The sequence below is a fragment of the Williamsia sp. Y712 genome (genome assembly GCF_059445525.1).
Genome location: NZ_JCAIUN010000001.1, coordinates 1,818,013 through 1,839,499, shown reverse-complemented (window position 1 = coordinate 1,839,499; position 21,487 = coordinate 1,818,013). Strand labels below are relative to the sequence as shown.

21 protein-coding genes and 1 pseudogene are annotated in these 21,487 nt (G+C 64.2%); 9 read left to right on the top strand and 13 right to left on the bottom strand.

What is annotated here, in order from left to right:
* Positions 1 to 9: 9 nt before the first annotated feature.
* The 5 genes from mmsB to AC1D75_RS08480 form a co-directional block, all read right to left on the bottom strand.
* Positions 10 to 879, bottom strand: a complete 870-nt coding sequence (gene mmsB, locus AC1D75_RS08500; RefSeq protein WP_482135572.1) for a 3-hydroxyisobutyrate dehydrogenase — start codon at positions 877 to 879, stop codon at positions 10 to 12.
* Complete coding sequence (locus AC1D75_RS08495; RefSeq protein ID WP_495514826.1) at positions 876 to 2,057, bottom strand: acyl-CoA dehydrogenase family protein; 1,182 nt, start codon at positions 2,055 to 2,057, stop codon at positions 876 to 878. Before AC1D75_RS08495 ends, mmsB begins: the two co-directional genes overlap by 4 nt.
* A gap of 9 nt (positions 2,058 to 2,066) precedes the next feature.
* Entirely contained in the window at positions 2,067 to 3,587 is a 1,521-nt protein-coding gene (locus AC1D75_RS08490) for a CoA-acylating methylmalonate-semialdehyde dehydrogenase (protein ID WP_495514825.1), read from the bottom strand.
* Positions 3,588 to 3,684: 97 nt separating this feature from the next.
* Positions 3,685 to 3,846, bottom strand: a complete 162-nt coding sequence (locus tag AC1D75_RS08485) for a DUF5302 domain-containing protein (RefSeq protein ID WP_495514824.1) — start codon at positions 3,844 to 3,846, stop codon at positions 3,685 to 3,687.
* An 80-nt stretch (positions 3,847 to 3,926) separates the two neighbouring features.
* Positions 3,927 to 4,343 carry a toxin-antitoxin system YwqK family antitoxin gene (locus AC1D75_RS08480; protein ID WP_495514823.1) on the bottom strand — a complete coding sequence of 139 codons (417 nt, stop codon included), beginning with the start codon at positions 4,341 to 4,343 and terminating at the stop codon, positions 3,927 to 3,929.
* A 148-nt stretch (positions 4,344 to 4,491) separates the two neighbouring features.
* Between AC1D75_RS08480 and AC1D75_RS08475 the strand changes: the two genes are divergently transcribed.
* From AC1D75_RS08475 to AC1D75_RS08465, 3 genes are all read left to right on the top strand, one after another.
* Positions 4,492 to 4,941, top strand: coding sequence for a flavodoxin domain-containing protein (locus tag AC1D75_RS08475; RefSeq protein WP_495514822.1), 450 nt, complete (start codon positions 4,492 to 4,494; stop codon positions 4,939 to 4,941).
* Positions 4,942 to 5,022: 81 nt separating this feature from the next.
* Positions 5,023 to 6,393 (top strand): FAD-binding oxidoreductase, encoded by a 1,371-nt coding sequence (locus AC1D75_RS08470; RefSeq protein ID WP_495514821.1) that lies wholly within the window; start codon positions 5,023 to 5,025, stop codon positions 6,391 to 6,393.
* Positions 6,394 to 6,488: 95 nt separating this feature from the next.
* A complete protein-coding gene (locus tag AC1D75_RS08465; protein WP_495514820.1) occupies positions 6,489 to 7,145 on the top strand; it encodes a hypothetical protein in 657 nt (218 codons plus the stop codon).
* Between the two features lie 86 nt (positions 7,146 to 7,231).
* Here AC1D75_RS08465 and AC1D75_RS08460 read toward each other — a convergent pair whose 3' ends face one another.
* Positions 7,232 to 8,593: a dihydrolipoyl dehydrogenase family protein gene (locus AC1D75_RS08460; protein WP_495514819.1), complete on the bottom strand. Its 1,362-nt coding sequence runs from the start codon at positions 8,591 to 8,593 to the stop codon at positions 7,232 to 7,234.
* A 49-nt stretch (positions 8,594 to 8,642) separates the two neighbouring features.
* Positions 8,643 to 9,530, bottom strand: coding sequence for a DMT family transporter (locus AC1D75_RS08455; RefSeq protein WP_495514818.1), 888 nt, complete (start codon positions 9,528 to 9,530; stop codon positions 8,643 to 8,645).
* 173 nt (positions 9,531 to 9,703) lie between these two features.
* Here AC1D75_RS08455 and AC1D75_RS08450 point away from each other — a divergent pair, with 173 nt between their 5' ends.
* Together AC1D75_RS08450 and AC1D75_RS08445 are read left to right on the top strand one after the other, a co-directional pair.
* Positions 9,704 to 12,088, top strand: a complete 2,385-nt coding sequence (locus AC1D75_RS08450) for a phosphoketolase family protein (RefSeq protein ID WP_495514817.1) — start codon at positions 9,704 to 9,706, stop codon at positions 12,086 to 12,088.
* Positions 12,073 to 12,732 carry a hypothetical protein gene (locus AC1D75_RS08445; RefSeq protein WP_495514816.1) on the top strand — a complete coding sequence of 220 codons (660 nt, stop codon included), beginning with the start codon at positions 12,073 to 12,075 and terminating at the stop codon, positions 12,730 to 12,732. Before AC1D75_RS08450 ends, AC1D75_RS08445 begins: the two co-directional genes overlap by 16 nt.
* Positions 12,733 to 12,750: 18 nt before the next feature.
* Here the strand turns inward: AC1D75_RS08445 and AC1D75_RS08440 are convergent, their stop codons facing one another.
* On the bottom strand, positions 12,751 to 13,395 hold the full coding sequence (locus tag AC1D75_RS08440; protein WP_495514815.1) for an FAD-dependent monooxygenase: 645 nt from the start codon (positions 13,393 to 13,395) through the stop codon (positions 12,751 to 12,753).
* Positions 13,396 to 13,616: 221 nt separating this feature from the next.
* Positions 13,617 to 13,823, bottom strand: a pseudogene (locus AC1D75_RS08435) (FAD-dependent oxidoreductase); the annotation flags it as partial.
* A 119-nt stretch (positions 13,824 to 13,942) separates the two neighbouring features.
* On the opposite strand from AC1D75_RS08435, the gene AC1D75_RS08430 reads away from it, so the two are divergent.
* On the top strand, positions 13,943 to 14,254 hold the full coding sequence (locus tag AC1D75_RS08430) for a hypothetical protein (protein WP_495514814.1): 312 nt from the start codon (positions 13,943 to 13,945) through the stop codon (positions 14,252 to 14,254).
* Positions 14,255 to 14,260: 6 nt separating this feature from the next.
* On the opposite strand, the gene AC1D75_RS08425 is transcribed toward AC1D75_RS08430, so the two are convergent.
* Positions 14,261 to 15,244 (bottom strand): NAD-dependent epimerase/dehydratase family protein, encoded by a 984-nt coding sequence (locus AC1D75_RS08425; RefSeq protein WP_495514813.1) that lies wholly within the window; start codon positions 15,242 to 15,244, stop codon positions 14,261 to 14,263.
* A gap of 45 nt (positions 15,245 to 15,289) precedes the next feature.
* Here AC1D75_RS08425 and AC1D75_RS08420 point away from each other — a divergent pair, with 45 nt between their 5' ends.
* Positions 15,290 to 15,754, top strand: coding sequence for a SixA phosphatase family protein (locus tag AC1D75_RS08420; protein ID WP_495516016.1), 465 nt, complete (start codon positions 15,290 to 15,292; stop codon positions 15,752 to 15,754).
* A gap of 15 nt (positions 15,755 to 15,769) precedes the next feature.
* On the opposite strand, the gene AC1D75_RS08415 is transcribed toward AC1D75_RS08420, so the two are convergent.
* Positions 15,770 to 17,389 carry an acyl-CoA dehydrogenase family protein gene (locus tag AC1D75_RS08415; RefSeq protein WP_495514812.1) on the bottom strand — a complete coding sequence of 540 codons (1,620 nt, stop codon included), beginning with the start codon at positions 17,387 to 17,389 and terminating at the stop codon, positions 15,770 to 15,772.
* 147 nt (positions 17,390 to 17,536) lie between these two features.
* Here AC1D75_RS08415 and AC1D75_RS08410 point away from each other — a divergent pair, with 147 nt between their 5' ends.
* Complete coding sequence (locus AC1D75_RS08410; RefSeq protein ID WP_495514811.1) at positions 17,537 to 18,280, top strand: type 1 glutamine amidotransferase; 744 nt, start codon at positions 17,537 to 17,539, stop codon at positions 18,278 to 18,280.
* Between the two features lie 90 nt (positions 18,281 to 18,370).
* Positions 18,371 to 19,261 carry a hypothetical protein gene (locus AC1D75_RS08405; protein ID WP_495514810.1) on the top strand — a complete coding sequence of 297 codons (891 nt, stop codon included), beginning with the start codon at positions 18,371 to 18,373 and terminating at the stop codon, positions 19,259 to 19,261.
* 116 nt (positions 19,262 to 19,377) lie between these two features.
* Here AC1D75_RS08405 and AC1D75_RS08400 read toward each other — a convergent pair whose 3' ends face one another.
* Positions 19,378 to 20,334, bottom strand: coding sequence for an esterase/lipase family protein (locus tag AC1D75_RS08400; protein ID WP_495514809.1), 957 nt, complete (start codon positions 20,332 to 20,334; stop codon positions 19,378 to 19,380).
* Between the two features lie 49 nt (positions 20,335 to 20,383).
* A complete protein-coding gene (locus AC1D75_RS08395; RefSeq protein ID WP_495514808.1) occupies positions 20,384 to 21,460 on the bottom strand; it encodes a DNA polymerase IV in 1,077 nt (358 codons plus the stop codon).
* Between the last annotated feature and the right edge of the window lie 27 nt (positions 21,461 to 21,487).

The window sequence follows — 21,487 nt, the reverse complement described above, 5'->3', positions numbered from 1 at the left end:
GAGCGGCGTTCAGCGCAGGGTTTCGATGATGGCGCTGAAGTCCTTGGCGCCATTCTCCTGTGCGTAATCGGCGTAGAGCGTCGCGGCGTGCTCGCCAAGCGGGGCGATCGCACCGGTCGACTCGACCGCGGCCATGGCCAGGCCGAGATCCTTGTTCATCAATGCGGTGGCGAACCCCGGCTTGAAGTCGTTGTTCGCAGGCGATGTCGAAACCGGTCCCGGCACTGGACAATTCGTATGGACCGCCCAGCAGTTGCCGGTCGCGCCGGTGATCACGTCGAAGAGTGCCTGAGCTTCCAGGCCCAGCTTCTCGGCGAGCACGAATGCCTCACCGATCGCGATCTGCTGCACGGCGAGCACCATGTTGTTGCAGACCTTCGCGGCCTGACCCGCACCCGATCCACCACAGTGGATCACCTTGCCTGCCATCGGATCCAGAATGCTCTGCGCGGTGACGAAGGCTTCGTCGCTGCCACCGACCATGAAGGCCAGGGTGCCCGCGTCGGCACCCTTGACCCCACCGGAGACGGGGGCATCGAGCTGGGCGAAACCGTGGTCGGCCGCCTGCTGATGCACCTTGCGTGCCTCCTCGACGGAAATCGTCGAGGAATCGATGAGCAGCGCACCGGTTTTGGTTCCCGGAAGGATCTGTGAGTAGCAGTCGACGACGGCCTTGCCGTGCGGCAGCATCGTGATCACGACGTCGGCGTCTGCCACCGCCTCGATCCCACCGGCGAACACCTCGATGCCGTTGGCCGTTGCGGCCGCGGAAGCCTCGGGCGACGGATCGAATCCGTGCACGGTGTGTCCGGCCTTGACCAGGTTCTTGGCCATGGGACCGCCCATGTGGCCCAGACCCAGAAACGCGATGGTGCTCATAGGTATTGCCCCTTTGTCGACTTGTCGGCCTCTGCCCGGCCGATCACAACCCGCATGATCTCGTTGGTGCCTTCCAGTATTCGGTTCACCCGGAGATCGCGGACGATTTTCTCCAGACCGTATTCCTTCAGATACCCATAACCACCGTGCAACTGCAGCGCCTGGTCGGCGACGTCGAAGCAGGTGTCGGTGACGTAGCGCTTGGCCATCGCGCATAGTTCGACCTTGTCCGGATGGCCCGCGTCGAGTGCGCTGGCAGCCTTCCAGAGGATCAGCCGCGACGTCTCGAGCGAGGTGGCCATGTCGGCGAGCGTGAACCGGATGGTCGGCTCGTTGATCAGCTTGCCGCCGAAGGCTTCTCGATCCGAAACGTACGTGATCGCCTTGTTGTACGCCGCCTGTGCGCCCCCGAGCGAGCAGGCCGCGATGTTGATGCGCCCACCGTTCAGGCCGTTCATGGCGATCCCGAAGCCCTTGCCCTCTTCTCCGCCGAGAAGATTGGCGGCAGGCACCCGGGCACCCTCCATGATGACCTGCGCGGTGGGCTGCGCGTTCCACCCCATCTTCTGCTCGTTGGCACCGAAGGACAGCCCGGGGGTGTCCGACGGCACGATGAACGTCGAGATGCCACGCGGCCCTTCGGCACCGGTGCGCGCCATGATGATGTACACGTCGGAGACACCACCGCCGGAGATGAACTGCTTCACCCCGTCGAGGATGTAGTGGTCACCGTCCCGAACCGCCTTGGTACGCAACGCCGCAGCGTCACTTCCCGCGGCTGGTTCGGTCAGGCAATAGCTCGCGATGGCTTCCATCGACGCCATCTTCGATGCCCACGTGTGGCGTTGCTCGTCGGTGCCGTAGGAATCGACCATCCACGTGCACATGTTGTGGATCGACAGAAACGCGGCGGTGGTCGGATCGGCCTTGGCCAGCTCCTCGAAGATCCGGACACCGTCGAGACGACGCAGCGCGCTTCCTCCCACATCCTCACTGGTGTAGATCCCGGCCATGCCGAGCTCGGCGGCTTCGCGCAGTTCCGCGGCCGGGAAGTGCTTGCGCTCATCCCAGTCGAGGGCGCTGGGCGCCAAGCGCTTACGCGCGAAGGCCGCCGCGGTGTCGACGATGACCTTGTCATCCGCGCTCAGATCAAACGGCGAGAAGGTCTCAACTGACATCGGAAAGCCTCAGTCCATGGTCGGGATGACGAACTCGGCGCCATCCTTGATGCCCGACGGCCACCGGGTCGTGATGGTCTTGACCTTGGTGTAGAAGTTGATCGACGCGGTCCCGTGCTGGTTGAGGTCGCCGAATCCGGAACGCTTCCAGCCACCGAACGTGTGGTAGGCCACCGGCACCGGGATCGGCACGTTGACGCCGACCATGCCCACCTGAACCCGCGAGGTGAAGTCGCGTGCGGCGTCGCCGTCCTGGGTGAAGATCGCGACACCGTTGCCGTACTCGTGGTCGGTCGGAAGTGCCAGTGCCTCTTCGTAATCGGCGGCACGGACGATGCAGACAACGGGTCCGAAAATCTCGTCGGTGTAGATCGTCTGATCCTTCTTCACGTGATCGAAGAGGGTGGGTCCGATGAAGTAGCCCTCTTCGAGGCTCTCACCGTTGTAGGTCAGGTCGGAGGCAGCACGCTCGCGGCCGTCGATGACCAGCTCGGCGCCTGCGTCGACACCCTGCTGGATGTAGTCCTTGACGCGCTCGAGGGCTGCCTTGGTGATCAGTGGGCCATAGTCGGCCTTGATGTCGTGGCTGTGGCCGACGCGCAGTGCGTTGACCTTGTCGATCAGCTTCTCGCGCAGGCGATTTGCAGTGGCCTCTCCAACCGGAACGGCAACCGAGATGGCCATGCAACGCTCGCCTGCACTGCCGTAACCGGCGCCGATCAGCGCATCGACGACCTGATCGAGATCGGCGTCGGGAAGGATGATCATGTGGTTCTTGGCGCCACCGAAGCACTGTGCGCGCTTACCGTTGGCAGCTGCGGTGGAGTAGATGTACTGCGCGATGTCAGAGCTGCCGACAAAGCCGAATGCCTGGACGTCCTCGTGGTGCAGCAGACCGTCGACGGCTTCTTTGTCGCCGTGGATGACCTGGAAGACGCCGGCGGGCAGACCGGCTTCAAGGAACAATTCGGCCAGACGGACCGGCACCGACGGGTCGCGCTCAGAGGGCTTGAGGATGAACGCGTTGCCACAGGCAAGCGCGGGCCCGGCCTTCCACAGCGGGATCATGGCCGGGAAGTTGAACGGCGTGATGCCGGCGACCACGCCGAGGGGCTGGCGGATCGAGTGCACATCGATGCCGGTGCCTGCACCTTCGGTGAACTCACCCTTGATCAGGTGCGGGATGCCGATGGCGAACTCGATGACCTCGACGCCGCGCTGAATGTCGCCCTTGGCGTCGGGGATGGTCTTGCCGTGCTCGATGGAGAGCAGCTCGGCGAGCTCTTCGATGTTCTGGTTGACGAGGTCGACGAACCGCATCATCACCCGGGCGCGACGCTGCGGGTTCCACGCGGCCCACACCTTCTGCGCCTGCACCGCGCCTGCGACGGCGGCATCGATGTCGGCCTGATTGGCCATCGGTACGGTGGCCTGCACCTTGCCGGTGCTCGGGTTCAGCACATCAGCGGTGCGGCCGCTGGTTCCAGCGGTGCGGACGCCGTCCACAAAGTGGTCGATTTGCCTGGTCATGGGGTCCTCACAAGTCATCTACGAACGTGTTGTCTCGATCACTATATACTAGGACTTCCTAGTAATGCGAGGGTTCGTAGATGACCTGCGCGGAGGACTACCCGGTCTTACGGCGGAACTGGTGCGGGCCACCCTCCGCACCGTGCTGACCACCGGCTTTCGAGCCGGCATCCTTGTGATCTTCCGCCAGTTTCCCCTTCTGATTCTTGCGATCGAGAGCCTCGCGGAACTTGCGTTTGGTTTCTGAATCGGCAGCCATGCCATATCCCTTCATTGGGGTCCTCTTGCGAGCCTATCCACCACAGAATGCGATGTCAGGCGATTTTCTTGCGGTCCGGCTCAGGCCGAATGGGGACGATGAACTGTGGTGCGTTCCACTGATCCGTCCGCGGCGAAGTACTGCCACTCCCCTGTCTTCTTGCCGTCCTCCCGATGCCCACGATCGATGAGGTTTCCCTCCGGGCTCCAACGCTCCCAGAGGCCGGTCTTCTCACCATCGACAAAGGTCCCCTTTTGCAGCAGACCCCCGTTTTCCCGGTACCAAACGCTCTCGCCGTGGAGGATGCCGAATCGATAGTTCGCCTCCGAACGCACTGTGCCGTCACGAAAGTAGTGCCGCCACAATCCTTCTCGACGGCCGTTGTGGTAGCTGCCGATGAAATCACCCTTTCGCGCATCGGCTTCGCGCCACAGTCCGGTTTTGTGACCCTTCGGGTCACGGGCATTCTCGGGCTGGTCACCAGCGTCGGGTTTCATCCACCCAGGCTACCGAGCATTACGGGCGGCCTGTGACCACCGGATCGGATTCGCTAGCATCACGGACTGGGTACGACTTGCCCGAAGGCCGAACGATCGTCATTCGGGTAACCTCAGTCGGCACTGATCCACGTAGAAAGAGATGTAAATGTCTGTTGTGATCCTGTACGGCAGCGAGACCGGCACGGCGGAGCTCGTGTCCGATGCGATCTCCGACGTCCTGGCCGGGCAACACGATGTCTCGATGTACGACATGTCCGACTTCGCGGTCGAAGACCTCACATCCGACGACTTCCTCGTGGTGGTCTGCTCCACGTACGGCGAAGGCGAGCTCCCCACCGGCGCCGAGCCGTTCGCCGAAGCGCTGGACGACGAGAAGCCCGATCTCTCCGGACTGCGTTTCGCTGTCTTCGGGCTCGGCGACAGCGTCTACGACGAAACCTTCAACCGCGGCGGCGAGATCATGGCCGAGAAGCTGACCGAACTCGGCGCGAGCCAGGTCGGCGAGCACGGACGACACGACATGTCGTCGAAGGTTGCCGCGAAGGTGCAGGCCAAGGAGTGGGCCGAGGGCATCAGCAAGGTCATCGGTTCCTAAAGGTCGAGCTCCGCTGCGCTTCGTCTCCTTCTGACCTCCGTCTCTCCACCTGCGTCCGGCGTCGCGGATTACGCTGCGAGCATGTCGACAACAACAGTGGTGGCAGACCTGGTGGCCGCTTTGCCGGACGGCGTGGTCGTCACCGACCCCGACATCGTCGCGGCCTACCGGCAGGATCGGGCGGCTGACCCCGATGCGGGTACCGCCATGGCCGTTGTTCGCGCAACCAGTACCGCCGATGTCCAGGCGACTGTCCGATGGTGCGCCGAGCATCAGATCCCGGTGATCCCCCGTGGCGCCGGAACGGGACTGTCCGGCGGCGCCACCGCGATCTCCGGCGGCATCGTGTTGACCACGGAGAAGATGCGCGACATCACGGTCGACCCGGTGACCCGCACCGCCATCTGCCAGCCCGGCCTGCTCAACGCCGAGGTGAAAGCCGCGGTCAAAGAACACGGGCTCTGGTATCCGCCGGACCCGTCCTCGTTCGAGATCTGCTCCATCGGCGGCAACGCCGCCACCAACGCCGGTGGCCTGTGCTGCGTGAAGTACGGCGTCACCAGTGACTACGTCCTCGGACTCGAAGTGGTTCTGGCCGACGGGCGCGCGGTCCGCCTCGGTGGACCGCGGCTGAAGGACACCGCCGGGCTGTCGCTGACCAAGCTGTTCGTCGGCAGTGAGGGCACGCTGGGCATCATCACCGAGGTCACGTTGCGGCTGTTGCCGCCGCAACCGCCCGCATCCACGGTGGTGGCATCGTTCGAATCGGTTCATGCCGCATCGAAGGCGGTGCTGGCCATCACCTCGACCATCCGCCCGGCGATGCTCGAGTTCATGGACAAGGTGGCGATCAACGCCGTCGAGGACCACCTCAAGATGGGGCTCGACCGCAGCGCCGGAGCCCTGTTGGTCGCCCAGTCCGACGCACCCGGTGCCGCTGCGGCCGCCGAGGTCGCAGTCATGGAGCAGGCCTTCACCGACTGCGGGGCCACCGAGGTGTTCTCCACCACCGACCCCGACGAGGGTGAGGCGTTCACCGCCGCCCGCCGATTCGCGATCCCCGCCATCGAGAAGATCGGACCACTGCTCCTCGAGGACGTGGGCGTACCGCTGCACAAGCTGCCTGATCTGATCGACGGCATCGAGGCGATCGCCGCCAACCGCCGGGTGCTCATCTCCGTGATCGCACACGCCGGCGACGGCAACACCCATCCGCTGATCGTGTACAACCCCAGCGACGCCGACGAGACCGCTCGGGCCAATGCCGCATTCGGCGAGGTCATGGATCTGGCGATTGCGTTGGGCGGCACCATCACCGGTGAACACGGTGTGGGTCGACTCAAAAAAGGTTGGCTCCCCGATCAATTGGGCGATGACGTCATCGAACTGACGAGACGCATCAAGGACACCCTCGATCCGCTCGGCATCCTCAATCCGGGGGCCATGCTGTAGGCCGCTGACAGTCAAACGAATTCATCTGCTGGCCACAGTCGCCCTGCGGGCGTTACGTTCTTGATCGATCCACACATCGTTCAAGGAGAACCCTCGTGTCCGCCAACCGATCTGCGCGCCGTCTGACCACTGCACTCGGCTTGGGCGCCCTTGGCCTTGGCCTGCTCACCGCCTGTTCGGACAGCTCCGAAGACGGCGCCCCCGTCGCCCAGTCGACAACGACCGAAGCGACGACCAGCACCGCAACCGGGTGCGGTGTTGCCGCACCCGCCGGTCGCCTCGCGGTACCGACATCATCAGTCGAATACACCACCGGCACAGCGGCATATTCGGTGACACTGTCCGACGGGACCACCCAGTGCATCACCGCCGAAACCGATTCGAGCGCAGGCGAATACGACGCCACCGACAAGGAGATCGAGATCCGGTTCGGTGACCCGTCGGCAGGCATCCTGATCACCATCGACGGCGAGGCCGACGGCAATCTGCCCATCGAGGTGCCACACAAGGTCGAGGATGCCTTCATGGGCCTGCAGGTCGACGGCGGGTATTTCGCCGACAGCATGCATTCCGGCTGCGACGTCACCCTGACCGGTTTCGACGACGAGACGATCACCGGCACATTCACCTGCACCGGTGTGGCATTACTCGGCGACGGACCGTTCACTCGCGACGGCGACGAGACCGTGACGCCACAGCCCCTGGACACCTCCATCGAGAAGGCGCAGGGCTGGTTCGCGGTCCGCGTGTAGGTCCAGCCGAATTCGCGCCGCTTGCCCGCGTTCGCGCCGGTTGCAACGGGCGCGAACGCAGGCAGGTGGCGCGAATTCGGTAGGGGTCAGTCGAGCGACTCCAGTAGCCGCAGCCAGACCTCACTCACCGAGGGATACGACGGCACCGCGTGCCACAGAGTTGCAATCGGCACTCGCCCGACGATCGCGATGGTCGCGGCGTGGACGAGTTCGTCGACCTCGGGTCCTACAAACGTGGCCCCGACGATGACGCCCGCGCCGCGATCGATCACCAGACGCGCCTTGCCTTCGGCGTCGTCGCGGAGCAACCCGAAACCGGCAACCGAGCCCATGTTCACGTCGGCGAGCTTCACGTCGATTCCCTTGGCAAGCGCCTCGCGTTCGGTCAGCCCGACGCTCGACACCTGCGGATCGGTGAACACCACCTGTGGGACCGGTACATCGGCGGGCACCGCAGGCGGGACCCGGTTCTCGGCGTGGGCGGCGATGGTGTGACCGACATTGCGGGCCTGGTATTTACCCCAATGTGTCAGCGCCGGACCGCCAGTGGCATCGCCCACCCAATACAGCCACGACGCATCTTCATTGACCGAATCAAGCCCGATTCCGCCGCGCGCGGGGCGTCTGCCGGTGGCCACCAGGATCTCGTCGGCCGTGATCGACTCGCCACCGGCTGTCACCGTCACCGCATCACCGTGAATCCGGCCAACCCCGGTGTCGGCCGCGACCGGGCGAACCACCTCGGTCACCTCCACGCCCAACCGGACGTCGATGCCGCTGTTGGTCAGACCCTGCGCGACCAGTTCGCCGGCAAACGGCTCGGATTTGCCGAGCAACGTGCCTCGGGCCAGCAGCGTGACCTTGGTGCCGAGCGCGGCCATCCATGTCGCGGCTTCACAGGCGACCACACCGCCGCCGACCACGATGAGTGACGCCGGGATGTCCCGGACACCGGTGGCATCGCGGGACGTCCAGGGATGCGCGGTGGCGTAGATACTCGGGATGACGGGGGTGCTCCCGGTCGCCACGACCACCGCCTGTCGGGCCTTGATGGTCTTGCTGCGTCCACCGTTGTCGACTTCGACCGTGCGTTTCCCGGACAGGATTCCATGACCCCGGACGACCTCGATGTCGAGCCCATGAGCCCACTTCACCTGGCCCTCGTCCTCGTAGTCGTTCACCCAGTCGTCGCGGCGGCGCAACAGTTCTTCAGGGAGCATCTTCTTGCCGACCTTGATGCCGTCGAGGTGGCGGGCGGCGGCGTGGACGGCGATCGGTCGCAGCATCGCCTTGCTGGGCATACAGGCCCAGTAGGAGCATTCGCCGCCGAGGAGTTCGTGCTCGATGATCACCGCGGTTCGTGAGGATCCGGCGATGGCGTATTGCGCAGCCACCTCTCCGGCTGGGCCACCGCCGATCACCACGACGTCGTACTCGGTCTCTGCCATCACCCCACCTTGCCACTGGAGGTGAACGTGTTCCAGACTTACGGGCGGTTCAGTGGTCCGGTGGACCCGTGGCGTTGCCCCCGGACGCGGGCGCAACCTTCTTGATCAGGTCGACTTCGAACTCGGTTTCGCGTTCAGCGGCGTGACGCGCCAGCACAAAGACCGCCCGCAACATCGTCACCAGCGCGACACCGGCGACAACGCCTTCGATCCAGTTGACGTCGATCCGCTCGCCGAGGATCAGCACACCCATCGCCATGGCGACCGCAGGCTCCCACACCGTCATCGCGGGGAACGACGTCTGCAGGTCATGGGCTGCGAAAGCGAGCTGCTGGGTGACCACCGACCCGGAGGCGACCAACAGGATCAGATAGACCTCGGGGTGGACCAGGATTTCGACAACACCATCTTCGAGCTGGGTCATCACACCTTTGAGCAGAAACGCCTGCACGCCGGTGAGCAGACCGGATGCCGAGCCGAGCAGGAGCGCTCGATGATGGGCGGACACGAACCGCGACGTCACGACCAACGCGGCCAGGACGGCGATCACCACCACAATCGTGCCGGCGAGCGTACCCACCGACACGTGGCCCAAGCCTGCCTCGGGCTGTGCGATCACCACGAACGCCGCAACGCAGACCGTCAGGATGATGCCCCATTTCCACTCGTGGAAATTGAGACGCCGATGGTCCAGATAGGCCTCCATCGGTAAGGCGAACAGCACCGACAGCACGATGAGCGGCTGCACCAAAAGCAGCGATCCCATGCCCAGCGCCGCGGCCTGCAATGCGAAACCGCCCGCCGCGATCACCACCCCCAGCCACCACCGTTTGGTGATGCCACCAGAGGGGGTCGACGAGCGCTGGCGCACGAGAGTTCCGCTGGCGACGAGCAAAGCTGACAGCGTCGCCAACAGCGCCGGGAGGAACAGGTGCACGGCCTCGACATTACTTGCCGAGGGTGGCAGAAAGCTGAGAGCGGCAGCCTGTTGTGAGGCAATCGGCAACGACGTTCGGATGAACTCTCGACATTTGGGTACTTGTCCTCCTGCGATCGTCGCGGCAGCGGCTGATAATCGAGAAGCACTGTCCGTATCAGAGAGGTGCCACCATGTCCTTGGCCGATTACGCCGAATCAGAACTCGACCTCGACCTGCGCTGGTGGGACGCTGCCAACTACCTGACCGTCGCCCAGATCTACTTGCAGGACAACGTCTTATTGCGCGACCCGCTGAAGAACGAACACATCAAGCCGCGCCTCCTGGGACATTGGGGCACCAGCCCCGGACTCTCTCTGATCTACACACTGATCAATCGCCGGATCCGCGACACCGGGTCGAAGTGGCTGTACATCACCGGCCCCGGACACGGCGGCCCGGCGCTGGTGGCCTCGACGTACCTCGAGGGCACCTACAGCGAGATCTACCCGCACGTCTCCCGCGACGCAGCCGGTGTGCGCGCCCTGTGCCGGCAGTTCTCCACACCGGGCGGCGTCCCCAGTCATGTCAGCGTCCAGACCCCGGGTTCGATCCATGAAGGCGGCGAACTCGGATACGCCTTGATCCACGCCGCAGGCGCGGCCTTCGACAATCCCGAACTGGTGGTCGCCTGTGTGGTCGGCGACGGTGAGGCCGAGACCGGCCCGTTGTCCGGATCGTGGAAGATCCCGGCCTTCCTGAACCCGGCACGCGACGGAGCGGTGCTCCCCATCCTTCATCTCAACGGGGCCAAGATCGCCGCCCCGACAGTGCTCGGCCGGACCAGCGACCGCGACATCGAGGCGTATCTGTCCGGCCAGGGCTGGGCTCCGGTGTTTGTCGAGGGCCACGACCCCCGCCAGGTGTTCACCGACCTCGCCAGGGCATTGGTCGACGCCCACGAGGAGATCGCGAGCATCCAGGCCGACGCCCGCGGCGGGGCGCCCAGCGGCAACAAGTGGCCGGCGATCGTCTTGCGGACCCCCAAGGGATGGACCGGCCCACACACGGTCGACGGCAAACTGATCGAGGGCACCCATTGGAGTCATCAGGTTCCGCTGTCGGGGGTGCGTGACAACCCCGAACATCTTGCACTCCTGGAGGATTGGCTTCGCAAATACCGCCCCGACGAACTGTTCGACGACAACGGCACGCTCGTGCGCGAACTCGCGGAACTCGCACCCGCGGGCGACCTGCGGATGGGTGCGACCCCGTACGCCAACGGGGGCCGCAACCTCGTCCCGCTGAGGATTCCTCCGCTCGAGTCGTATGCACTGCAGATCGATGCCCCCGGCGCCACGTCGTACGAGACGACCAAGGTCCTCGGTGAACTGATGCGTGACATCTATCGCGACAACTCCGATGCCGACCACGGTGGCAACTTCCGGCTGTTCAGTCCGGACGAGACGGCATCGAATCGCTTGCAGGCCGTCTTCGAGGAGACCGACCGGTGCTGGCAACTACCGCGTACCGAGTTCGACGACGGGCTCTCCCCCGAAGGTCGGGTCATGGAGGTTCTCAGCGAACATCTCTGCCAGGGCTGGCTGGAGGGTTACCTGCTGACCGGACGCCACGGTCTGTTCGCCACCTATGAGGCGTTCGCGATGGTGAGTGTGTCGATGCTGGTGCAGCACGCCAAGTGGCTGCAGCATGCGGTGGCCCTGCCCTGGCGCGAGCCCGTCGCCTCGCTGAACATCCTGTTGACCAGTACCTGCTGGCGCAACGACCACAACGGATTCAGCCACCAGGGCCCGGGAATGATCGATGCCGTCATCCCGCTCTCACCCGAGGTGGTCCGGGTCTGGTTGCCGCCGGACTCCAACACGTTGCTGTCGGTTGCCGACCACTGCTTCCGCAGCAAGGACCACGTGAACGTGCTTGTCGTCGACAAGCAGTCACATCCGCAGTACCTGACACTCGAGCAGGCCAACGAGCACTGCGCCGCCGGGGCGTCGATCTGGGAATGGGCAGGTACCGAGAAGACTTCGGTGGTTGGCACCGAAGACGAGCCCGACATCGTGCTGGCCGCCGCCGGTGACGTACCCACCGAAGAGATCCTGGCCGCGGCCCACCTGCTGCGCGAATGGGTGCCGTGGCTGCGTGTCCGAATGGTGAATGTCATTGACCTGATGGTGCTTCTACCGCAGAACGATCACCCGCACGGTCTGCCCGAGCAGGCCTTCATCGACCTGTTCACCGCCGACACCCACGTCGTCTTCGCGTTCCACGGCTATCCGCGCGCAGTCCACCAACAACTCCACGGACGCACCAACGCCGACCGGTTCCACGTCCGCGGGTTCAGCGAACAGGGCACCACCACAACACCTTTCGACATGGTCGTGCTCAACAAGATGAGTCGCTACCACCTGGTGCTCGAAGCTTTGCGACGCACCAGGCGAGTGCCCGAGAAGACGGCCGAACTCGCCGAGTACTGCCAGAACCAGCTCCAGCGACACCACGAGTACGTCCGCGAGCATTTTGAAGACCTGCCCGAAATCCGCGAATGGCAATGGTCCTGAGTTCGGTCGACGGGGCGGTTCGCATCGCCGGGGCCTTACTGGCCCGGCCCCTGCGAAAACAGCGGACGACCTGGGGCGCGACCCCGACCGAGATCACGGCCACTTATCCCGGCGATGAGCTTGTACCGCAACCGAAATGGGGCTACACCCACGCGATCGACGTCGCTGCACCTCCCGAGCGGGTCTGGCCGTGGTTGGTCCAGCTCGGGCAGGGCCGCGGCGGGTTCTACAGCTATCAGGGCCTGGAGAACCTCGTCGGCTGCAAGATCCGGAACACCACGGCGATCCTGCCGCAATTCCAGTCACTGATGATCGGTGACGAGGTGAAGCTTCACATCAAGGCCCCTGGCCTTCGGGTGGAGATGGCCGAACCGAACAAGTCGCTGGTCCTGTTCGGCGGCACGGATCGTTCACCAGACAAGTCGCTGTGGGCTTTTCACATCGTCGATACCGGAAACGGGCGCAGTCGGCTGATCGAACGCGGCCGCTATTCGTACGGCGACAAACTCTCCGGCCGAATCGGGTTCTCGCCGACGTTCCTGGAACCGATCTCCTTTGTGATGAGCCGAAAGATGTTGCTGACCATCGCCGATCTGGCCGGAGGCACCGAAGGCGCCCTGCCGACCCACCACGTGGGCGGGTGATGGTCGGCCGTGACCGGCTCACGAACCCGGCGGACGCCAGCGATTGATGGCCGTGAGCGGCGCGAGGACCAACCTGTCCGGCAGTACCCGCACCACGGCGTCGCGCAGAGCGGTCGTGGTCGACCCCGGGGGCATCAACAGTGGTGAGGCAGCTCTGGCCGCCGCCGCAACCGCCCGGACCCGCCGCCTGCGGACCCGCGAGTAGGAATCCAGGTCCAGTGCGCGGGACGCCAGGACAACGGCATCCTCGATCGCCAGCCCGGCGCCCTGCCCGAGATGGGGTCGCAGGGTGTGTGCCGCATCCCCGACCAACGCGATACGGCCGCGTACCAGGTTCTTCGGGACCGCCAGGTCGAGAAGCCGATGTTCGATGACGCCGGTGGCCGCCGCGACCAGAGCGGCGACGGGCTCCGGCCAGAGCGCGAAATCGCCGAGGTCGCCGCTCTGGTCGCGGCCGACTGCAGCAGCGAACACATACGTGCGTTCACCGGGCAGCGGAACGACACCGAACTCGGCGCGCTGCGCCCAAACGGTGCCGACGAAGTCACCTGGCGGTCGGTCGACGATCCAACGCCACACGCGTATTCCGGTATCCCGCGGACGGCCGTCGTCGGGCCACCACGTTCGGCGGATCGTGCTGTGGACGCCATCTGCTGCCACCACCAGATCGAATGTGCCACGCCACGCCCGGTTTGGACCCGACCGTCAGGGTGCACGTCGTCGACCGGCTCGCCCACACACAGCGTCCCGGGTACAGCCGAGGCAAGCACCTCGATGAGATCGGCGCGGTGCATCGCAAACACTTCCGAATCCGGTCCGGTCACCTGCGTCAGCTGTGCGTTGATGAGCGTCCTGCCGTCGCGGGCTCGCACCTGACCAGCACGCGCCGCGATCGCCCGATTCCGGATCTGCGCTCCGACACCAAGATCATCAAGCGCTGCAAGCGCGTTCGGCCACAGCGTAATGCCGGCACCGACGTCACCGAATGCGTCCGCACGCTCGAACAACACCACGTCCCAGCCGGCCCGACCCAAACCGATCGCTGCCGACAATCCCGCAACACCACCCCCGACCACCGCAGCCCGGCCCATCGCCCGAACCTACCGCGTGGCGGGGCCAACACCACAGCATCGCCGGGACGGCCGCCGGCAACGGGCCTGGTCGGCGCGGCGACTGGCAGTTACTCGCAAAGTAGGGCACCCTGGTTCAGGTGAGTGGCCTTTCCGCACCGACGCGAGCGATGCTTCGTGATGACCTCGAACGGCTGATGACGTTGAGCCGGGACCAGATCGAATGGGCCTGCTCCGACACCACCGCGCTGGCCGAACTGATCGAGTTCGGATTCGATGAGGTCGTCGAACTGCGCGAGAACGCCGAACGCGAATGGGTCCGCGGCCACTCCGAGTGTGCACGACACCTCGAACAAGAAGCGTCCGCCTGGAACGCCACCGTCCGCCTGCTCCGCACCGCGCTGGCCGAGGCCCGCAGCGCATCCACCGGTCGGCATCGCCGCACCGCCTGAGCGCGTTCACTCGGTGTACGGCCCGGTCGAAACCGGGTGATATCCCTTCCTTCCGATTGCCACCGCGAGATCGCTGCGGTACTCCCCGCCATCCTCGATCGCAGCCAACGCGCTACGGAAATCGATCCGGGGCTGCCAGCCGAGTTCGTCGCGGGCCCGCTGATTGTCGTAGACCCGATCGACGGAATTCAGCATCGTCCACCCGCGCCGCGCGAACACGTCGGCATACTCCGGAACCCGGGCGGCAAGCACAGACGGTGCATCCGTCCGCAACCTGACCACGTCGGATCGCTCAAAAGGTGTTGTGGCGGTGACGATGTATCTCGCGAACCCGAGGTCAGGCGCCCGCGTCGCAGCGCACGAGATCGCCTCGACCACGTCGGCGATGTCCACCCTTCGGTAGAGCAACTCGTTCACCTTCAGGTTCGTGTCGTCGAACGTACGGCGAACCTCGGCCCGATCGTCGACCTCTGGAAAGAAACGGGCCGTTCGTAACACCACGACAGGCAGACCGGACGCATCGTGCACCAACCTGCAGATGTCCTCGGCAGCGACTTTGGTGACGCCGTAGATGTTTCGCGGCACCCCGATGGTGTCCTCGGTGGTCCACGTTGCCGGCTCCCCTGGCCCGGGATACAGCGCTTGCCCGAAAGTGCTTGTGGTGCTGATGAACACGAAGGCGGACACTCCGGCGAACGCCGCTGCCTCCACCAGCGTGGTGGTACCCGAGACGTTCACGTCGATGAAGTCGGCACGGCTGTGGGTATTGATGTGAGGTTTGTGCAGTGTGGCCGCATGCACCACCACATCCACTCCGGCCATCACAGAATGCACCAACTCGCGATCACATATCGACCCGACCGTCGTGGTTGTCGGGGCAGGCAAGACGTCAAGTCCCACGACGTGATTGCCCTCGCTGCGCAGGCTGTGGACCAGCGCTTCACCGAGGTGTCCGGAGCTGCCGGTCACCAAGAACCTTTGTGCGTTCACCGCGGTGAGGCTACCGTCGAAAACGTGACAGGCACATTGATTTTGATGCGGCACGGCAAATCGGGCTATCCAGACGGTGTTGTGGACCATGAACGTCCCCTGGCCGAGCGCGGCCGGCGAGAGGCCGCACTTGCCGGACGGTGGATGGTCGACTCCGGACTGTCCGTTGACTTCGTGCTCTGCTCCACCGCCACCAGAACCCGCCAGACGCTGGAACGTACCGGCATCACCGCACCGACCACTTACGTCGACGACATCTACGGTGGTGATCCCGACGACGTCTGCGAGGCCATCCGGATATACGTCCCGGCCGACGCTGCGACGGTCTTGGTGGTCGGCCACGAACCAGGTATGCCGGCAACCGTCTTCGCGCTGGACCCCGACGCGGATATCCCGCGGTTCCCGACCTCGGCGTACGCCGTCCTGCACATCGAGACCCCTTGGGCCGAGATCGGATTGACGCCGAATCCCGGCGACCGAATGGTCGAGATGCAGGTACCGCGGGATTGACTCGTCCCCTCGGCGCTACTTGACGAGGGCGCGTTCCAGGATCGGTGCGAGGTCCAGTCCCCCCGGCAGGGTTCCGTACGCGCCTGCCCAGTCGCCACCGAGGCGGGTGGCGGCAAATGCCTCCGCAACGGCCGGGTGACCGTGTCGCAGCAGCAATGAACCCTGCAGCGCAATACAAATCGACTCGGCGATTCGACGGGCTGCGGGTTCGGATGCGGTGGCCAACTGCTTCTTCAATCCGGTCAGGTACCTGTCATACCGTTCATCGAGTCCGGCGGCCCGATCCAGCTCATCGAACAGCGCGTCCACCGACTTCGGGGCGGTGGCCATGGCGCGCAACGTGTCCAGCGCGCTGACGTTGCCGCTGCCCTCCCAGATCCCGTACAGCGGCGCCTCCCGATAGAGCCTGGGCATACCGGAGTCCTCGACATACCCGTTGCCGCCCAGGCATTCCATCGACTCGGCCACGTGCCCGGTGGCCCGCTTGCACAACCAGTATTTCGTGGCGGGCAACCCGATCCGTCGGAGCATCGCCTCGGTGTCGTCACCGCGTTCGGCGGCATCGGTGGCGCCGGCCATCCGCATCGACACCATCGTCGCGGCCTCGGACTCGATGGCAAGATCGGCGAGGACATTGCGCATGAGTGGCTGGTCGATCAGATACTCACCGAACACTTTTCGGTGTTGGGCGTGATGCATCGCCTGCGTGAGGCCGTGTCGCATGTTGCCTGCACTGGCCAGCGCACAGTCGAGCCTGGTCAGGTTCACCATCTCGATGATGGTCCGCACACCGCGACCCTCATCTCCGACCAGCCATGCAGTGGCCCCGTCGTATTCGACCTCAGAGGACGCATTGGCATGATTTCCGAGCTTGGTCTTCAGCCGTTGCAGACGCATTCGGTTGCGGGTGCCGTCCGGCAACACGCGCGGCAAGAAGAAACACGACAATCCACCCGGCGCCTGGGCGAGCACCAGGAACAGGTCCGACATCGGCGCCGACGTGAACCATTTGTGCCCGGTCAAGGTGTAGCTGCCGTCCGGATTCGGCTGCGCGGTGCTCCGATTGGCCCGTACATCGGAGCCGCCCTGCTTTTCCGTCATCGACATCCCGGCGATCAGGCCGGTCTTGCCCGACGGCACCGACAGCGTCGGGTCATAGCTGCGCGAGCTCAGCAACGGCTCGTAGATCGCGGCGAGCTCAGGATTGTGGCGCAGCGCCGGAACCACGGCGTAGGTCATCGAAATCGGGCAGACATGTCCGGCTTCGACGTTCCAGACCCCCAGTTTGGCGGCACGCACCACGTGGGAACCGGCCCGGGCGTCGGCCCACGGCGCACCGTGCAGTCCGTGCTCGACCGCCACCTCCATCAACTGGTGGTAAGCGGGGTCGTATTCGACCTCGTCGATGCGATGTCCGTATCGGTCGTGGGTCCGCAGCACCGGTTCGTTGCGGTCGGCCAGCTCACCCCAGCGCTGCGCCTGCGCCGATGCGGCGATGGCACCGAGAGCCGTGACCTCGTCGGAACCCCATGCGCCACCTTCTCGAACCAGCGCCTCCGACAGCGCCGGACTGGTGGCCGGGTTGTACCCGACCAGCGGTGGAACCTGATTGATCACCTCATGTGTATCGGCCATCACACCATCGTCCCACCAAACGAATGGCGCGTTTCGAGGCCCCATCCGACGTCGCTATTGTGCGATTTGCACGGTTTTCGTTCCGCGAGGTGTCAGCGGTTCGGGCCATACTGAACGTGACGCAACCAGCGATCAGGAGTACGCAAGGTGAAGTTCTCAGCATCGGGGGCCAGTGCCCACGCAGACACCGCTCCGACTCGAGCGCTGTTTCTTGTCCACGACAACGACACCGATCGCGGGATCGCTGACACCGGCACCCTCCGCGAACATGTCGCCGAGCGCGGACACGAGATCGACATCGTCCATCCGGCGGATGAGTTCCCCGATGTGACCGCGTACGGGTTCGTGATCGTCATGGGTTCGGCAGAATCGGCGTACGACGATTCCGTTCCGTGGCTCGCCGCCGAAATCGCATACCTCCGTTCAGCCCTGGCTGCCAACGTGCCGATCTTCGGTGTCTGCTTCGGCGGACAGCTACTGGCCCGGGTTCTCGGCGGCAAGGTCAAACGTTCCGAGATGCCGGAACACGGATACACCATGGTCGACACCGTCGCACCGGATCTCGTGTCCCGTGGTCCGTGGATGCAGATGCATTTCGACCGATTCACGCTCCCACCCGGCGCACGAGAGATTGCCCGCAACGGTGCTGCGCTGCAAGCTTTCACATTCGGAAAAAGCCTGGGTGTCCAGTTTCATCCGGAGATCTCACCGGCGGTCTGGGCGACCTGGCAGGCGAGCTGGGCGGCCACCCGCGAGGGACAGTTGGTGGTCGAACGCGGCATCGACCTGCAGCAGATCACCGCCGAGATCTCCGCCCGCGCCGAAGAATCCCGCCGGAACTGCGGCATCCTCCTCGACGCGTTCCTTACCCTCGCGCACGTACCGGCATAGCGGCATAGCGGCAAATCGGACAGTCGCTTGTCAGACGTCACCACTACCTTGAGCCCAAAGAAGACTGACTCAGGGGAAGTAATGATTCGAATGGCAGGGACAGCTTATGCCGTTACCGAACTACCAGTTCTATTTCTTCGTTTCGCGTACTGGATCATCGCGATCTCGTGGCTGACGGGGGTTGTCGGCGTCGGCTGCAGCGCCATCCAAAACGTCGAGGCGTCATCAGCCACCTACTACATCGGCGGCTACGCCGTTCTTACCCAGGTAATCTCAGGATTTGGAGGACTGGCTGCGGGCTTCATTGCCTTCGTGGTCATCATCCTCGCCCAATCGCAGCCCGCGTCCGGACCCAAACTCAGGAACTTCCTTACGTCGCCCGCTCCATACGCCATCTATTTTGTAGGAACACTTGCTCCCATCGCAGCCCTAACCATGACTTTGTACGGAACAATAATCACAGGAACACTTCTCGCACTCTCAGCGTGGCCGATGTTCGACCTCGGTCGCCGCATTAACAACCTCGTCACACAAGGTCTGGCCACCAGTCGCTATGGAGACGGCTGGGACTTTGGGCCGAAGCTGACCACCGAAGAACAATTCGCAAACCTTCACCACGGTAGATGGCCATGGCCACGTTCCATCAACATCTCGGGAGAGGCCGACGCGTTTGCCCGGCGACTTCGAGCGCTAGCAGAGTGCATGGGGTACATACAGGCAGTCGGTTCAATTGCGGCTGGCGCAATCGTCGTCGCAGTTGCGCGGTGGTCGCTCGCCGACGGTGCCGCACATCCCCTTCGTAGCGGAGCACTCAGTGCAGTACTGCTTCCAGCGATTGCCGTTCTCACCGCTTCATTGCGCCGCGACAAATATAAAGACCTTGCCACTCTGTATGAAGAACGAGCTCTCGAGATTCGAACGCCGAGGCATCCCACCCGCTACCCATCGCACAGCTGTGCCAACGTGACGCAGGTTCGATAGTCGCTCGTAACCTCACATCGGAATGGGGCGTTCACACTCCGGAATCGCGCAGGGTTTCATCTCGATACCGTCAACACGCGACTCTACTGAAGGGTTCAAGAACCTACGCAGGCGGATCAAGCCCCGGTGTAGGGCGGCACCGCCAGGCAGGGCACCGCGCGGGGGTGCGCCGGATCGAGCGCATTGAGGACGATGGCGGCCGAACGTTGGTTGGAGACGATCGACAGATGGTCGGACCGATCAGCCGAACAGGTGTCCTGGACAACGATATTCGTGACGTCGGTACCAGCCGGTCCGTCCAGGATCCCGCTGGTATAGGGCACTACCAACTGGTCGTAGCGGGTGACGATGTTGGTGTAGGTGATGCCCTCGACATACGGTCCACCGCCGGCATTGATGGCAGCTTCAAAGGACTCGTCACCGGGTGCGGCAACACAGTCAGGGCAGTCGGTGTCTGGGACCGCGATCGGCGGCAGGCCCAGGCCGTCGATGAACACCGCGGTCAGGTCCGAATAACTCGCACCGTCGTCGGAACCCTGCCAGTACGGCGCCAACGACACATACCTGTCGATCTTGGAGGCGCCGCCGTAATACTTGGCCCAGTACGTCGGGATCTGGGTGCCCTGCGAATGACCCACGATGTCAACCTTTTCCGCACCGGTTTGCGTGAGCACGTTGTCGACGAAAACCTTGAGCTGCCAGGCACTGACGTCCTTCGGGCCGAGTCCACCGATCCGCGACGCCGGCCACACCGACGACAACTCCCCGTACGTCGGCGCGAAAACGCAATAGCCCTCGTTTTTCAGCACCGGGACCATCGAAATCCAGTTGGTCTGCTGACTGCCCGCGGTTCCGTGCACCAGTACCACCGGATTCGGATGCTCGGCAGACGGCTTACAGCTGTAGTCGTTGGATCCGGGCAGCGATCCACCGGGATTGGCGAGTTCGGCCGGGATACCGGCCAGGAAGTTGTAGGTCACCGGTAGCGGTGCGGCATGCGCGGCCGGCGCAACACCGACCCCGACCACCAGCAGGATTGCCGAAATCAGCACCGATCGAAATGTCCACCGCATGACATCCATCCTTCCGGGTACGCCCTTTGTGAAGCTAGCACTCCAACGTTCAATCCTCGGCCGGCATCAGCAGATCGAAGCGCACCCCGAGTAGCCGGATCGGGCGATCGAGTTCGAACTTGTGCAGGACATCGAGCATCGCGGGTTCCAGGACGGCAAGGTCGGTGGTCGGCGCCGGCAATTTGTGCGACTTCGTGCGGGTGTAGAAGGTCTTCGTTCGCACCGTCACCGCCACCCGAAAAGGTATGCGTTGCTCGGAGATCACCTGATCGAGCAGTTCACGGGTGAGCCGGCGCACCGCGTCGTCGATCTCCACAGGATCGGTGAGATCGGTCGGAAAGGTCTCGACCTTGCTGTGCGAGCGGGCGATGAACGGCTCGGTACTGACATTGATGTCGCCCCCGCCGCGCGAGAGCAGATTCAGCCAGTTGCCCAGATGCGGGCCGAACTCCGCGATCAGGTGGCCGCGGTCCTCCGCCGCCAGCTGCGCCACCGTCATGATGCCGAGCTTCTCCAGCTTTGCTGTTGTCTTCGGCCCGACACTCCACAGGTCGCCGACCCCACGCGCACCCATGATCGGCATCCAGTTCTGGTTGTCCAGCGAAAAGACATGGTCTGGTTCGCGTTTGGCAAAACCGGTGGCCATCTTGGCCCGTTGCTTGTTGTCGCTGATTCCCACCGCCGACGACAGCTGGTTATCGGCGAGGATGCGCAGACGGATCGTCTCGGCAAGCCCGCGCAGGTCGACGTCGATGTCGTCGGCAGGCACACCGAGAAATGCTTCGTCCCAGCCGATCACCTCGACCGGATATCCGAAGCTCCGCAGCGTTGCCATCACCTCATCCGAGGCCACGTCGTACGAAGGGTGATCGAGCGGGAGGTAGATGGCATCCGGCATCTTGCGAAACGCCGACCGCAGCGGCATACCTGCCCGAACCCCTAGGTCACGGGCTTCGTAGGACGCGCACGTGACAACTTTGCGCGGCTCCATGGGGTCCCCGGTGCCCCCGACTATCACCGGTACACCGATCAGATCCGGGTTTCGGCGGCGCTCCACCGAGACCTGGAACTGATCCAGATCGATGTGCATGATCGCGCGAAAACGGCGGGTCGGGGGCGATGTCATCGATGCCGACGATATTCGACAACGAGG

Excerpts from the sequence above, each read along its gene's own strand:
- AC1D75_RS08445 (WP_495514816.1), top strand. The coding sequence starts at position 12,073 with ATGGCAATGGTCCTGAGTTCGGTCGACGGGGCGGTTCGCATCGCCGGG.
- mmsB (WP_482135572.1), bottom strand. The coding sequence starts at position 879 with ATGAGCACCATCGCGTTTCTGGGTCTGGGCCACATGGGCGGTCCCATG.
- AC1D75_RS08415 (WP_495514812.1), bottom strand. The coding sequence starts at position 17,389 with ATGGCCGATACACATGAGGTGATCAATCAGGTTCCACCGCTGGTCGGG.
- AC1D75_RS08470 (WP_495514821.1), top strand. The coding sequence starts at position 5,023 with ATGTCGACAACAACAGTGGTGGCAGACCTGGTGGCCGCTTTGCCGGAC.
- AC1D75_RS08395 (WP_495514808.1), bottom strand. The coding sequence starts at position 21,460 with ATGACATCGCCCCCGACCCGCCGTTTTCGCGCGATCATGCACATCGAT.
- AC1D75_RS08400 (WP_495514809.1), bottom strand. The coding sequence starts at position 20,334 with ATGCGGTGGACATTTCGATCGGTGCTGATTTCGGCAATCCTGCTGGTG.
- AC1D75_RS08490 (WP_495514825.1), bottom strand. The coding sequence starts at position 3,587 with ATGACCAGGCAAATCGACCACTTTGTGGACGGCGTCCGCACCGCTGGA.
- AC1D75_RS08480 (WP_495514823.1), bottom strand. The coding sequence starts at position 4,343 with ATGAAACCCGACGCTGGTGACCAGCCCGAGAATGCCCGTGACCCGAAG.
- AC1D75_RS08485 (WP_495514824.1), bottom strand. The coding sequence starts at position 3,846 with ATGGCTGCCGATTCAGAAACCAAACGCAAGTTCCGCGAGGCTCTCGAT.
- AC1D75_RS08420 (WP_495516016.1), top strand. The coding sequence starts at position 15,290 with ATGCGGCACGGCAAATCGGGCTATCCAGACGGTGTTGTGGACCATGAA.
- AC1D75_RS08405 (WP_495514810.1), top strand. The coding sequence starts at position 18,371 with ATGGCAGGGACAGCTTATGCCGTTACCGAACTACCAGTTCTATTTCTT.
- AC1D75_RS08460 (WP_495514819.1), bottom strand. The coding sequence starts at position 8,593 with ATGGCAGAGACCGAGTACGACGTCGTGGTGATCGGCGGTGGCCCAGCC.
- AC1D75_RS08495 (WP_495514826.1), bottom strand. The coding sequence starts at position 2,057 with ATGTCAGTTGAGACCTTCTCGCCGTTTGATCTGAGCGCGGATGACAAG.
- AC1D75_RS08475 (WP_495514822.1), top strand. The coding sequence starts at position 4,492 with ATGTCTGTTGTGATCCTGTACGGCAGCGAGACCGGCACGGCGGAGCTC.
- AC1D75_RS08450 (WP_495514817.1), top strand. The coding sequence starts at position 9,704 with ATGTCCTTGGCCGATTACGCCGAATCAGAACTCGACCTCGACCTGCGC.